Source organism: Streptomyces sp. NPDC006140 (genome assembly GCF_040628815.1).
Taxonomy (GTDB): domain Bacteria; phylum Actinomycetota; class Actinomycetes; order Streptomycetales; family Streptomycetaceae; genus Streptomyces.
The window spans coordinates 828,491-841,405 of record NZ_JBEXTS010000002.1 but is presented as its reverse complement, the minus strand read 5'-3'; the positions used below and the strand labels follow the sequence as shown (position 1 = coordinate 841,405).

The 12,915-nt window shown below is 68.1% G+C and carries 10 protein-coding genes and 1 pseudogene; 9 read left to right on the top strand and 2 right to left on the bottom strand.

Annotated elements, in window-relative coordinates:
- Nucleotides 1–304 precede the first annotated feature (304 nt).
- The 9 genes from ABZ386_RS08955 (at nt 305) to ABZ386_RS08915 (ending at nt 11,874) form a co-directional block, all read left to right on the top strand.
- Nucleotides 305–1,162: a sugar ABC transporter permease gene (locus tag ABZ386_RS08955; protein ID WP_355715722.1), complete on the top strand. Its 858-nt coding sequence runs from the start codon at nt 305–307 to the stop codon at nt 1,160–1,162.
- Nucleotides 1,159–2,055 carry a carbohydrate ABC transporter permease gene (locus ABZ386_RS08950; RefSeq protein WP_355715725.1) on the top strand — a complete coding sequence of 299 codons (897 nt, stop codon included), beginning with the start codon at nt 1,159–1,161 and terminating at the stop codon, nt 2,053–2,055. The genes ABZ386_RS08955 and ABZ386_RS08950 overlap by 4 nt, the downstream gene beginning before the upstream one ends.
- Before the next feature lie 47 nt (nt 2,056–2,102).
- A complete protein-coding gene (locus ABZ386_RS08945; RefSeq protein ID WP_355715728.1) occupies nt 2,103–2,723 on the top strand; it encodes an alpha/beta hydrolase fold domain-containing protein in 621 nt (206 codons plus the stop codon).
- Nucleotides 2,720–3,466: a sugar phosphate isomerase/epimerase gene (locus tag ABZ386_RS08940; protein WP_356503624.1), complete on the top strand. Its 747-nt coding sequence runs from the start codon at nt 2,720–2,722 to the stop codon at nt 3,464–3,466. The genes ABZ386_RS08945 and ABZ386_RS08940 overlap by 4 nt, the downstream gene beginning before the upstream one ends.
- Entirely contained in the window at nt 3,463–4,557 is a 1,095-nt protein-coding gene (locus ABZ386_RS08935) for a Gfo/Idh/MocA family oxidoreductase (protein ID WP_358964343.1), read from the top strand. Before ABZ386_RS08940 ends, ABZ386_RS08935 begins: the two co-directional genes overlap by 4 nt.
- Nucleotides 4,558–4,579: 22 nt before the next feature.
- Nucleotides 4,580–7,048, top strand: a complete 2,469-nt coding sequence (locus ABZ386_RS08930; RefSeq protein WP_358964341.1) for a glycoside hydrolase family 2 TIM barrel-domain containing protein — start codon at nt 4,580–4,582, stop codon at nt 7,046–7,048.
- On the top strand, nt 7,045–7,692 hold the full coding sequence (locus tag ABZ386_RS08925; protein WP_358964339.1) for an RraA family protein: 648 nt from the start codon (nt 7,045–7,047) through the stop codon (nt 7,690–7,692). The genes ABZ386_RS08930 and ABZ386_RS08925 overlap by 4 nt, the downstream gene beginning before the upstream one ends.
- An 8-nt stretch (nt 7,693–7,700) precedes the next feature.
- Entirely contained in the window at nt 7,701–8,300 is a 600-nt protein-coding gene (locus ABZ386_RS08920) for a TetR/AcrR family transcriptional regulator (protein ID WP_355715743.1), read from the top strand.
- 61 nt (nt 8,301–8,361) lie between these two features.
- Nucleotides 8,362–11,874, top strand: coding sequence for an indolepyruvate ferredoxin oxidoreductase family protein (locus ABZ386_RS08915; protein WP_358964337.1), 3,513 nt, complete (start codon nt 8,362–8,364; stop codon nt 11,872–11,874).
- A 289-nt stretch (nt 11,875–12,163) separates the two neighbouring features.
- Here the strand turns inward: ABZ386_RS08915 and ABZ386_RS08910 are convergent.
- Together ABZ386_RS08910 and ABZ386_RS08905 are read right to left on the bottom strand one after the other, a co-directional pair.
- Nucleotides 12,164–12,355 (bottom strand): annotated as a pseudogene (locus tag ABZ386_RS08910) (leucine zipper domain-containing protein); the annotation flags it as partial.
- A 113-nt stretch (nt 12,356–12,468) separates the two neighbouring features.
- On the bottom strand, nt 12,469–12,834 hold the full coding sequence (locus ABZ386_RS08905; protein ID WP_351344201.1) for a VOC family protein: 366 nt from the start codon (nt 12,832–12,834) through the stop codon (nt 12,469–12,471).
- Nucleotides 12,835–12,915 lie beyond the last annotated feature (81 nt).

Below are 12,915 nucleotides of genomic sequence, written 5' to 3'. Positions count from 1 at the left end.
GGCGGTGAACGACGGCGGGGCGCCCGGCACCCTTCCTGACCTGCTGGGTGCCGACGCCGCGGCTTCACACTCGCGGCCCTGACATGCGGGTGGTCCTTCCTGGCCGATGCCCCTACCGCCCGCGCCCCCACCGGGCGACGACCAGCCCGACCAGCACCAATGACAACGGGTCCCTGACCTGACGGGACCACTTCACGATTAGGGAGCAGGCATGGCGACAAGAACGCCTGGCGACGCGCTCGCCCGCCCCATCGCCGGCTCGACAGCGAAACGTACCCCCGGCCGTGGGCACTCTCGTTCCGCGGTGCTCTTCCTGGCACCGTTCGGGCTGCTGTTCACGGCGATGTTGCTCGCACCGATCGGCTACGCGGTGTATCAGAGCTTCTTCAAGACGAACCGCAGCGGCCTCGGACTGGGACCGTCGACGACTGCCTTCGCCGGGCTCGACAACTACGTGACGGCGCTGCACGACAGCCGGTTCATGTCGTCGTTCCTGCGGGTGTTCGCCCTCGGCATCGTGCAGGTGCCGGTGATGCTGGGCCTGGCGCTTCTTCTGGCACTGCTGCTGGACTCGCGTGCCGCCGTGTTCAAGAAGGTCTTCCGGCAGATCTACTTCATGCCTTACGCGCTGCCGGGTGTGATCGCGGCGATCATGTGGTCGTTCCTGTACGCGCCGAGCGTCAGCCCGTTCACCGCGGCGCTGCGGCACGTCGGGCTCGAGGTGAACTTCCTGTCCGGCGACCTGGTGCTCGCTTCGATCGGCAACATGATGACGTGGGCATGGACCGGCTTCAACATGCTGATCATCTACTCGGCGTTGCAGGCGATCCCCGGCGAACTCACCGAAGCCGCGGTGATGGACGGCTGCTCCGGGTGGCGGGTGGCCTGGCACGTGAAGATCCCCGCGGTACGTCCGGCGCTGATTCTCACCACGGTGTTCTCCATCATCGGCACCGCTCAGCTGTACAACGAGCCGGCGATTCTGAGTCAGGTCGCCCCGACCGTGTCCCCCACCTACACGCCGATCCTGGCGACTCAGCAGTCGGCTGACGTCAACAACTACAACTACGCGGCCACCCAGTCGGTCATCCTCGCCCTGCTGACCTTCGTGCTGTCGTTCGGCTTCCTCAAGTTCACCCAGCGGAAGGGCACCTTCGCATGACGACCGTCACCCCCGCACCAGCCAGTGCCGCCACCGCTGTGGCGGTCCGGCGAGCGCGTAGAACACCGCTGGCCGGCCGGGCAGGCGTGTTCGCGGTCATGTCGCTCTTCGCGGTGTACACGCTGGTCCCGGTCTGGTGGCTGCTGGTCACCGCGACGAAGAACCAGGGCTATCTGTTCACCACGAACGGGTTGTGGTTCTCCCACTTCGACCTGTGGACCAACATCCGTGACGTCTTCCACGAACAGGACGGCATCTTCACGCGGTGGCTCCTGAACAGCGCCCTCTACAGCATCGGCGGGGCCGCGGTGAGCACGACGCTGTCCGCCATGGCCGGGTACGCGCTGGCGAAGTACTCCTTCCGCGGCCGCGATCTGACCTTCAACATCATCCTTGGTGCGGTCCTGATCCCGGACGTCATGTTCGCGCTGCCGCTCTACCTGATGTTCAGCGAGGTCCACCTCGTCAACACCTACTGGGCGGTGTTCCTGCCCAGCGTCGTCAGCCCGTTCGGGGTCTATCTGTCGCGCATCTACGCCGCGGCGTCGGTGCCGGACGAACTGCTCGAGGCCGGCCGGCTCGACGGTGCCGGCGAGGCCCGGATCTTCTGGCGGGTCGCCATACCGATCATGTCGCCCGCCCTGGTCACCATCTTCCTCTTCCAGTTCGTCAGCATCTGGAACAACTACCTGCTGCCACTGCTCATGATCAACAGCGACGAGCTCCAGCCGGTCACCGTCGGCCTGGCCAACTGGCGGGAAGGGGTGAACCAGGGCATCCCCTACAACGTCACCATCACGGGCGCGTTCCTCTCGGTGATCCCGCTGATCATCGCGTTTCTCGTCCTCCAGCGGTTCTGGCGCTCCGGGCTGGCCGCCGGGAGCGTGAAGTAGGCGCCGACCGCCGCAGCGTCCCCCGCACTCTCTGGAGCCCTGACTACATGCCCCTGCGCCCCTGCATCTCCGCCCGGCTCAGCCGGATCAAGGACCTGCCATCCTGGCCCGAGGCCCTCGCCGATCCCGCCGTGCGGCTTCGTCTGCGGGAGCACCGGACCTGGGAGCCCGCACCGGCCCTGCCCTCGGTCGGCATCACCGACCAGAGCGTTCCCGGTCCGCACGGCCCGGTGCCCGCAGCGGTGCTCGGGACCGATCCGGCCCGGATCACCGTCGGCGGGGCGAGCGCGGGCGCGAACCTCGCCGCCGGAGCCGTACTGCGCCTGCGCAACGACGACGGCTGGCTGCCCGCCACCCTGGTACCGGCCTGCTCGGTCATGCACTCCGTCCTGCCGGCCCTCTCGCCGCCGCTGGCCGAGGCATTCGCGAAGCTGCCGCGCATGGTCCGGATCCTGCCCGAGGACATGGCCGCGACGACCGGCAACTACCAGGGCGGCGCCACAGATCCTCACGGCTACGCCCTGCTCGCCCATGGCGTCCTGGACGGGCTGTGCCCCACCCTGCTGCTCGACGCCGAGTACGACGACCTGCGCGCCTCCAGCGAGGCCTTCGCAGCCGCTCGACAGGAACGTCCTGCGAAGGGCCAAGGACCAGGGGAAGGCGAATGACCGAGCACGTGTACTCAGTTCAGCTCTACACGCTGCGGGACGGCATCAAGACGGATCTCCCGGGGACGCTGGAGCGCGTCGCCGCGATGGGATTCGAGAACGTGGAGTTGTGGAGGTTCGAGCAGTACCGGGACGAGTACCGGCACGCGCTGGCCGAGACAGGGCTGCGCCCGCTCAGCGCACACGCCGGCCTTGTCGGCGACGACGCAGACGCCTCCGCGGTCGTCCGCGCGGCGGCCGAGTTCGGGATCGGCACGCTCGTCGAACCGCGGATCGGCGCCGAGCGATGGACCACGCGCGGGGACATCGAAGCGGCCGCCGCTGATCTGAACGCCGTCGCGAGGCGTGCCCGGGACGAGGGCGTCACCATCGGATACCACAACCACGACCACGAGGTCCGTCAGGACTTCGACGGCCGGACCGGCCTCGAAGTCTTCGCGGAGGCGCTCGACGACGACGTCGTCCTGGAACTCGACACCTTCTGGGCGGAGGTCGGCGGTGCCTCCGCCGTGCAGTTGATCTCCCGGCTCGGGACGCGCGTCCAGTTCCTGCACGTCAAGGACGGCCCGTACACCACGACGCTCACGGAGCAGCAGCCGGTCGGCCAGGGTGCGATGCCGGTGACGGACATTCTGCGGGGAGCACCGGAAGCGGTCCGCATCGTGGAACTGGACGACTACGCGGGCGACCCGTTCGAAGCCGTGCGGCAGAGTCTGCGTCACCTCCTGGAGACCGACCGATGAGCGCGAAGCGGGTGGGCGTCGGTGTCATCGGCGCCGGCGTCATCAGCCGGTACTACCTCGAGAACATGACGCGGTTCCCCGATCTGAACGTGGTGGCGATAGCGGACCTCGACCAGGACCGCGCCGGTGCTGTCGCGCGGGAGTTCGGGCTGCGGGCCCTGCTCGTCCAGGAGCTCCTGACGTGCGACGACATCGAGATCGTGCTGAACCTCACCATTCCCGCCGCTCACTTCGATGTGTCGGCCCGGATCCTCGCGAGCGGCAAGCACGTCTGGAGCGAGAAGCCCCTGGCCACCAGCCGCCGCGACGCACGGACGCTGCTGGACGAGGCCGGTCGACGAGGACTTCGCGTGGCCTGCGCGCCCGACACGTTCCTCGGTGGTGCGCTGCAGACGGTACAACGAGCGGTCCTCGCAGGCCGTATCGGTGAGCCCAAGAGCGCATTGGCGATCATGCAGTCGCCGGGACCGGAAGGCTCGCACCCGAATCCCGCCTTCTACTACGACAAGGGCGCCGGCCCGCTGTTGGACATGGGCCCGTACCACGTCACGGCGCTCGTGCAGACCCTGGGTGCCGTGCGGCGCGTGAGCGCGGTTTCCTCGACCGCACGGGCCGTCAGGCGAGTCCTGTTCGGTGCGGACGCGGGGACCGAGTTCGAGGTGCGCGTACCCAGTCAGCACATGGCCCTGCTCGAGTTCGCCTCCGGCGCTCGGGCCGTGCTCGTCACGAGCTTCGATTCGGGAATCCGCCGCGACCTGCTCGAACTCCACGGCATGGAGGCGTCACTGGAGGTGCCGAACCCCAACCGCTTCGAGGGGACGGGCAGGCTCGTCCCCTTTCACGCGGAGCCAGAAGACGTACCCGCAATCGGGTCCACCTGGGGCCGAGGAGTGGGCGTCCTGGATCTCGCTTGCTCGATTCGCGACGACGTACCGGAACGCGCCTCCGGCGCACTCGCCTGCCACGTGCTCGATGTGCTCCTCGCCATCGAGGAATCGGCGCGGGCCGGGACATCGCTGCCCCTCGAATCCACCGTGGCATCGCCGGACCCGCTGCATGAGAACTGGGACCCCACGGCCGCGACCCTCTGACACGCTCGAACAAGGAACTTCGATGATCCGCATCCCGTTCAACGACGCCTGGCGCGTCGGCCCTCTCGTGTCCGTTCACGAGGCGATCGTGGTCGCCGGTGCCGGCGAGGAAGAAGTCACCCTGCCGCACGACGCGATGCTGAGAGGAGGACGGTCCGCAGAGAACTCCGGCGGACCGCAGACAGGCTACTTCCGCGACGGAAAGTGGACCTACGAGAAGCAGTTCGACGTTCCGGCGGAATGGGCGGCGAAGCGAGTGGCCTTCGAGTTCGAAGGTGTCTACCGCGATGCGATGGTCTATCTCAACGGTGCTCTCGCCGGCCAGTGGGCAGGCGGCTACTCCCGCTTCCACGTCAGCGCGGACCCCTTTCTGAAGTACGGCCAGGTCAACACGGTCCGGGTGGACGCCCAGGCGCACCAGGACTCCCGTTGGTACTCCGGCGGCGGCATCCATCGTCCCGTCAGCCTCCTCGTCGGTGGCCTCGTCCACGTCACTCCGACGGGCCTGCGACTGACCACCCCGGACGTCGACTCCGATCTCGCCACCGTGGTCGCGTCGACCGAGATCGTCAACGAGGACGTATCGACCCGCGTGGTAGAGGTGCTACTCGAGATCCGGGACACCGCGGGCACGGTCGTGGCCTCGGACCGGTCCCGGGTCACGCTGCTGGCCGGCGACACGATCAGCACCTGTCAACGGGCCTACGTCCGGCAGCCGTCGCTGTGGAGCGTCGACTCACCGCACCTCTACCACGCGTCCGTGCGCCTCTCCGACGACAACGGCCCGCTCGACGAGGCATCCACGCACTTCGGTATCCGTACCGTCACCGCCGACCCGATCCGCGGCCTGCGCGTCAACGGCGAGACGGTCAAGCTCCGCGGCGGTGCGATCCACCACGACAACGGCATCCTCGGCGCCGCGGATTTCGCCGACGCCGCCGAGCGGCGGGTGCGGATGCTCAAGGCCGCGGGCTTCAACGCCCTGCGCTCCGCTCACAACCCGATGAGCGTCGCCCTGCTCGATGCCTGCGACCGGCTCGGCATGCTCGTCATGGACGAGCTGTTCGACGTGTGGACGGTCCCGAAGTCCGGCGACGACTACTCGCGGAGGTTCCCGCAGTGGTGGGAGCGCGACGTCGACGCGATGGTGGCGAAGGATGTCAACCATCCCAGCGTGATCATGTACTCGATCGGCAACGAGATCATCGAGGCCGGAACCCCGCACGGTGCCCGGTGGGGCCGCCGCATCGCCGACAGGGTCCGCGCGCAGGATCCCACCCGCCTGGTCACCCACGCTCTGCAGGGCATGTACATCGCCCGTGACAAGATCCCCGCGCTGAAGGCGGAGCTGCAGCTGGGCACCGCTCCCCGCGGGCTGAACGACTACCTGGGCCAGGCCATGCACCTGCTCGACGCCCTCATGGCCTCCCCTGTCGTCGGAGAGCGGCTCGCCGAGCCCGCCTCCGTCCTCGACGTCGTGGGGCTCAACTACGGCGAGAGCCGGTACGTGCTGGACAAGGAGACCCATCCCAACCGCGTGGTCGTGGGCTCGGAGACGTTCCCGACGAAGATCGACCAACTGTGGCAGCTCGTCACCGAGAACCCCCACGTCATCGGCGACTTCACCTGGACCGCATGGGACTTCCTCGGTGAGGTCGGAACCGGACGCCATGTCTATCCCGAGGATCAGCAGGTGCACCGCGCCCCCTACCCCTGGCTCACCGCCGAGTGCGGGGACATCGACATCACCGGACAGCGCCACCCGATCTCGTACTACCGCGAGATCGTCTACGGGCTCACCAGCAAGCCCTACCTCGCCGTGCGACGCCCCCGCGAGGACGGCTACGTCATCAAGCCCAGGGCGTGGACCTGGACCGACGTCTCGCCCAGCTGGACATTCGACGTTCCCGTCGGCTCGCCGCTGCACGTCGAGGCCTACGCGGCGGCAGACGAGGTCGAGTTCCGGCTCAACGGCACCACCGTCGCGACCGTGCCCGTCGGTACCGAGCGGAACTTCGTCGCCGAGGCCGACGTTCCCTACGAGCCCGGCGTTCTGGAGGTCGTGGCGTACCGCAACGGAGCAGAGGTGGGACGCTCGGCGCTGCGCACCGCCGGCGAACCCACACACCTGAGCCTCGAGACGGACCGCACCGTACTCCCCGCCGATCCCCAGCGGTTGGCTCACATCGACATCGCCCTGGTCGACGACAACGGCGTGCTCAACCCGAACCGGGACACGGAGATCACGATCGAAGTCGACGGCCCCGGAGTCCTTCAAGGGTTCGGTACGGGAGCCCCGGCCACCGAGGAGAGCTTCCTCGACGCCTGCGCCACATCGTTCCGGGGGCGCGCCCTGGCGATCGTCCGGGCCACCGGGGAACCGGGGCGAATCACCGTCACAGCCCGGGCGCACGGACTCCCGGACACCTCCATCGAGATCGACGCCGTCCAGGCACCCACGCAGCACAGGACAGGAGAACCGCAGAAATGACCTACGCGCCGACAGCGGCCGGCTCGCCCAACATCGAGGTCGGCCCGAAGTGGCAGCGTCCCGACAGGGAGCTGCTGGAGGAGTTCCAGCGGCACTCGGTCGCGAACATCGGTGACGCCCTCGGGCGTCTCGGCATGCCCGACGGCGGCATCACCCCCATCTGGGACGGCTGCCGTGCCGTGGGCAGCGCCCTGACGGTCCTCACGGTCGCCGGAGACGATCTGGCCGTGATCGACGCCGTCGCGCACATCGAACCCGGCGACTTCCTCGTCATCAACGGATTCGGCTACGCGGGCCGGGCGGTGATGGGCGACATCCTCGCCCAGTACTTCTCCTCACGGGGTGCCGTAGGAGCGATCGTCGACGGAGCGGTCAGGGACCGCGACGAAATCCGGCAGCAGCGATTCCCCGTATGGGCGCGTACGGTCACGCCGGCGGGTCCGTGGAAGAACGGTCCGGGAGCCGTCGGAACACCCGTCGCCATCGGGGGCGTCGTCATCAACCCTGGCGACATCGTCGTTGCGGATTCCGACGGCGTCGTCGCCGTGCCCCTGAGGAAGGCACGGGACATCGTCGCCGAACTGGCGCGGATCGCGGATTCCGAGCAGAGCATGCGCGCGCAGGCCAAAGCACCCGCGAAATGAGCCGTGTAGTGCGCAAGGACCAACGAGAGAACAACACCAAGCTGATCCAGGCCGCTGCGGAGCTCTTCGAGCGTTGCCGGCAGCCGATCAGTCTCGCCGACATCGCCCGGCAGGCGAACGTTTCGGTCGCGACGGCCTACCGGCACTTCGAGTCCGCGGACGACGCGCTCAGCGCCTACCGACGGGGTATCGGGGGCAAGTTCCGCGACTACAGTCTCGAACAGCCGGGCAACGGTCTCCTCCTGCTCGAGCGTGTCTGCGGCTACTGGGTGGAACTCATCCTCGCCGAAGGCGCCGCGCTGGTGCACCGACGATCATCGGAAGGGTTCCTCGCGCGCCACAAGGCCGATGAGCCGTACCTGAAAGGGCAGGCGGAGGCACTCGCCCGCCCCATCCGCGAACTCGTGGCGATTCTCGGAGTCAGCGAGCTCGCCGGAGTCGAGGAGGAGGCGGCCTTCCTGTGGAACGTCCTCTTCGACCCCCGGGAGATCTTCGACCTCCGGGAGACGCTCGCGCTGTCGCCCGCGCAGATCACGCACCGACTGGTATCGGCGTTCCGCGGCGCACTGCTCGGCTGGGCGACTGCACGGCTGACTGAACCCGGATGACCGTGAGCAACCTGGCCCGTGGTCGATGTCGTGTCACAGATTCTTGGTGAGGAAGAGGACGATGACTGCATCCATCCCCGAGGCCGGGCAGCCGGCCGGCAGGCGCTTCCGTCTGGACGATCGCTACGGGCGCGAAGAAGGCGTCGTGCACCTCTCCGGGATCCAGGCTCTCGTCCGCGTTCTGCTGGACCGCTCCAGGCGTGACAGCCTGAACGGACTGCATACCGCGACATTTGTATCGGGGTACGAGGGATCGCCTCTGGCCGGATACGACATCGAGTTGGCGCGCCGCGGGTCACTGCTGCACGAGTACGACGTCGTCCACAAGCCAGGGCTGAACGAGGAGCTCGCCGCGACCGCCGTCATGGGCAGCCAGTTGGCCGGGCAGATCGGCAGTTCCCACGTCGACGGCGTCGTGGGCATCTGGTACGGCAAGTCCCCCGGTCTCGACCGCGCCTCCGACGCCCTCCGCCACGCGAACCTGGTGGGCACCGGCCCCTCCGGTGGTGCTGTCGCGCTGGTCGGCGACGATCCGGGGGCCAAGTCGTCCAGCGTGCCCTGTGCCAGCGAGGCCACACTCGCGGACCTGGTGATCCCGACGATGTACCCGGCCGATGCGCAGGACGTCCTCGACTTCGGGCTCCACGCGCAGTTCCTCTCCCGCTTCAGCGGCCTGTGGACGGGCCTGAAGATCACCACCGCAGTGGCGGACGCGGCGTCCACGGCCGTCGTGGCGCGCGATCGGATCACCGTCCACGAGGGCGACGCGGGCCCCAGCCCGCACAAGCCGAGCTCGATGCTCCTGGGCGCCAACCTCATGGCCCTCGAGCGCAGCCTGCACGACGTCCGGCTCCCCCGCGCCGTGGAGTACGCCCGGCTCAACGGCCTCAACCGCGTGGTCCAGCGCGGGCCGTCGGACAACATTGGCATCCTGACGTCCGGCAAGACCTATCTCGACGTCCGCGAGGCCCTCCGCCTCATCGGCCTCACCGACAAGGACCTCGCACGGTACGGCATCAGGATCCTCAAGCTCGGCATGGTCTTCCCCCTCGAACGCGACGCCGTCATCGACTTCGCCGACGGCCTCGACCAGGTGGTCGTCGTCGAGGAGAAGCGGCCGTTCCTCGAAGCCGCCGTCAAGGAGATCCTCTACGGCCGCCCCGACGCCCCGGCCATCCACGGCAAGCAGGACAAGGACGGGCGGTCGCTGTTCAGCCGCTCAGGAGAGCTCGACGCGGTCAGCATCGCCACCGGCCTGTCCAGGGTGCTCGCTCCGCTCGGCATCGAAGCGGCCCGCGCCTGGCGTCAACGGCCCAGGGCCCGCACAGCGTTGTCGCTGCCGCTCCTGGCCCGCAGCCCCTACTACTGCTCGGGGTGCCCGCACAACACCTCGACCACCGCCGGCGGGGACTCACTGGTCGGCGCTGGGATCGGCTGTCACTCCATGGTCGTGTTCATGGATCCCGAACAGGTCGGCTCGGTCGTCGGCATGACCCAGATGGGCGGGGAAGGGGCTCAGTGGATCGGCATGGAGCCGTTCATCGACCATGACCACTTCGTGCAGAACATCGGTGACGGCACCTTCATGCATTCGGGCAGCCTGGCCGTCCGGGCGGCGATCGCCGCGGGAGTGAACGTCACGTTCAAGCTGCTCTACAACGGAACGGTCGCCATGACCGGCGGCCAGGACGCCGTCGGCGCCCTGCCGGTCGACCGGCTCGCCGCCACGCTCCTCGACGAAGGCGTCGCCAAGGTGATCATCACGACCGAGGACAGGGCCCGCATCCCCCGGGCCCGGCTTCCGAAGTCGGTGAAGGTTCTGGACCGGGCCGAGATCGAGGACGCGCTGGCAGAACTGAAGGCCACTGCCGGTGTCACCGTCCTCATCCACGACCAGGAATGCGCCGCCGAGAAACGGCGTGCGCGCCGGCGTGGCAAGGCCGAGGCGCCGACGACGCGCGTGTGGATCAACGAGCGCATCTGCGAGGGCTGCGGCGACTGCGGCCGCAAGTCGAACTGTCTCTCGGTCCACCCGGTCACGACCGAGTTCGGCCGCAAGACCCGCATCGACCAGTCCTCGTGCAACCTGGACTACTCGTGCCTCGACGGCGACTGCCCGGCCTTCATGACCATCACACCCGCAGGCAAGCCGAAGCGCGCCGAACTTCCCGCCCTGGGTGCCACCGACGTCGCCGAGCCGGCCCGCACGGCCGGTACCGACTCCTTCTGCATGCGGATCACCGGGATCGGGGGAACCGGCATCGTCACCATCTCGCAGGTGCTGGCGACCGCGGCCGTCATCGACGGCCGCCACGCCCGTAGCCTCGACCAGACCGGACTGGCGCAGAAGGGTGGCGCGGTCGTCTCCGACATCAAGATCACTGCCGACGTCGTGGAACAAGGGGCGAAGCTCTCCGAAGGGCAGTGCGACCTCTGCCTCGCCTGCGATCCGCTGGTCGCGACCGACCCGAAGTACCTCTCCGTCGCCTCCGTCGACCGCACGGTCGCCGTCATGGCCACGACCGAGATACCCACCGGGCGGATGGTGGTCGACACGGCCGTCAGCTTCCCCGCTCCCGCTGTCGTGCGCCGTGCCGTCGACGACGCGACGCGCCGACTCGTCGCGCTGGACTCCGGCGCACTGGCCACGCAGCTCTTCGACGACGAGCAGTACGCCAACATGCTGCTGGTGGGCGCCGCGTACCAGACCGGTCTGCTACCGATGTCGGCATCGGCCGTCGAAGAGGCCATCGCCCTGAACGGAGTCGCCGTCGAGCGCAACGTGCAGGCCTTCCGGCGAGGCCGCCAGGCGGTCGCCGACCCCGAGGCGTTGCGCGCCGCGCAGGCCGGCTCGATGCCAACGGAGGCGTTGCCACGGCTCCCCGCCGGAACCACCGAGCTCGTGGCCTCGGTCACCGATGATGTGGAATCGGAGCTGTATCGCCTCCTCACCGTGCGCGTGGCCGACCTCATCGACTACCAGGACAGGCGCTACGCCCGCACGTACGTCGACTTTCTCAAGACGGTGGCGGCCGCGGAGCGCGCTGCCGCCGGCGGCTCCACCGGGCTGACCGAGGCCGTCGCCCGCTATCTCCACAAGCTCATGGCGTATAAGGACGAGTACGAGGTCGCTCGGCTCGCCCTCGATCCCGTCGTGGACGACCACATCACCGCGGTATTCGGAAACGCGAGCCGGCGCACCTACCGGCTGCATCCGCCCGTCCTGCGCGCCGCAGGCATGCAGAGGAAGGTCGCTCTCGGGAGCTGGTTCCGCCCAGTGTTCAGACTGCTGCGTGCGCTGCGACCCATTCGAGGAACCTGCCTCGATGTGTTCGGACTCCAGCGCATGAGACGCATCGAGCGTGAACTCGTCGACGAGTACCGCGAATCGATCAACGCCTCGCTCGTGCTCCTGAACGAGGAGAACCTGGCCGAAGTCCGCCGGCTCGCGGAACTGCCCGATGCCGTTCGCGGATACGAAGGCGTCAAACTGGCCGCCATCGAACGCTACCGGGCCGAGCAGGCGCGCATACTCGGCGAGCTACGGAGGAACACGCGCCCTGTCTCGACGTAGGCCGGACAGGGCCGTTGAACCCGGTGGCGTAGCGAATGCGGTGCCAGGCGCGCCTGTGACGCCGGGTGCTGGGGGCGCCCGCTGCACCGGACGCCGGCCATGGTGCCGCTGACCGCGGGGGTGGGGAATTGACTGACGTTGATCATGCAGAGCGCGGGGAATTATTTGACCGTCGACACTCGCAGGTCAGCACGGAAACGAAAAAGGGGCCTGCCTCGAAAGAAAATTAGCGGAGGCGTGCTGCTGGCGGCTTTCCGGCGGCAGCCCTATGCGGCCGATGGTCGTCGGTGATCCGTTGCGTGGACCACTTGTGCTCCCGGCGCCAGGACTCGATCTGCTCTATGACCCATGGTGGTGTCGCGTTCGGACTCCGGTGCGGGCTCGACGGTCGGTCTTGCAGTCCCGCATCACCTTGTAACCGCCAGCGATTAACCCACTTGCTGGCGCATGCGCGGGAGACGCCCATCTCAGCGGCGACGTAGGCGGCCCTCTACGCTCAGGGGCGCGTTCGCGTGGGGCCCTCGTCATCCACTCGAAGTCGGACGACGGCAGGCGCGACACCCCCATCGTGTGCGCCTGCCGCGTGGCGGCCTTTCAGTCCATCGGTGCGACGCGGATACGGTTCCCGTCAGGATCGGCTGCGAGGAAGGTCAGCCCGAACCCGGCGTCATGAGGCTCGTGCAGGATCGTGACGCCCTTGGACTGCCACCGCTGGAAGATCGCGTTGAGCTCGTCGGGTCCACCGTCGATGGCCAGGCAAACCTCACTGGTACGCGGGACATCCGGTGACAGATCCTCGAACTGGCCAGACCACAGAGCGAGGTCAGCGCCTGGCCCGAGGTCGAAGGTGATGTATCCCGGAGTCTCGAACGAGGGGCTCATGTCGAGGAGGTCGCCGTAGAAACGAGCTGCGGCGGGAGCGTCGTTCACATAGACGATGGACACGACGGACGTGGTCATGGTTGTCCTTCCCACAGGTGGTAGGTACGCATCCACCAGCCTGATCGGAATATGCGCCGTATCGTGTCGCAATTCCTGAAA

Bases quoted from the DNA above. Each gene is read 5' to 3' on its own strand.
- ABZ386_RS08940 (WP_356503624.1), top strand. From the start codon at position 2,720: ATGACCGAGCACGTGTACTCAGTTCAGCTCTACACGCTGCGGGACGGC.
- ABZ386_RS08945 (WP_355715728.1), top strand. From the start codon at position 2,103: ATGCCCCTGCGCCCCTGCATCTCCGCCCGGCTCAGCCGGATCAAGGAC.
- ABZ386_RS08930 (WP_358964341.1), top strand. From the start codon at position 4,580: ATGATCCGCATCCCGTTCAACGACGCCTGGCGCGTCGGCCCTCTCGTG.
- ABZ386_RS08915 (WP_358964337.1), top strand. From the start codon at position 8,362: ATGACTGCATCCATCCCCGAGGCCGGGCAGCCGGCCGGCAGGCGCTTC.
- ABZ386_RS08925 (WP_358964339.1), top strand. From the start codon at position 7,045: ATGACCTACGCGCCGACAGCGGCCGGCTCGCCCAACATCGAGGTCGGC.
- ABZ386_RS08950 (WP_355715725.1), top strand. From the start codon at position 1,159: ATGACGACCGTCACCCCCGCACCAGCCAGTGCCGCCACCGCTGTGGCG.
- ABZ386_RS08935 (WP_358964343.1), top strand. From the start codon at position 3,463: ATGAGCGCGAAGCGGGTGGGCGTCGGTGTCATCGGCGCCGGCGTCATC.
- ABZ386_RS08905 (WP_351344201.1), bottom strand. From the start codon at position 12,834: ATGACCACGTCCGTCGTGTCCATCGTCTATGTGAACGACGCTCCCGCC.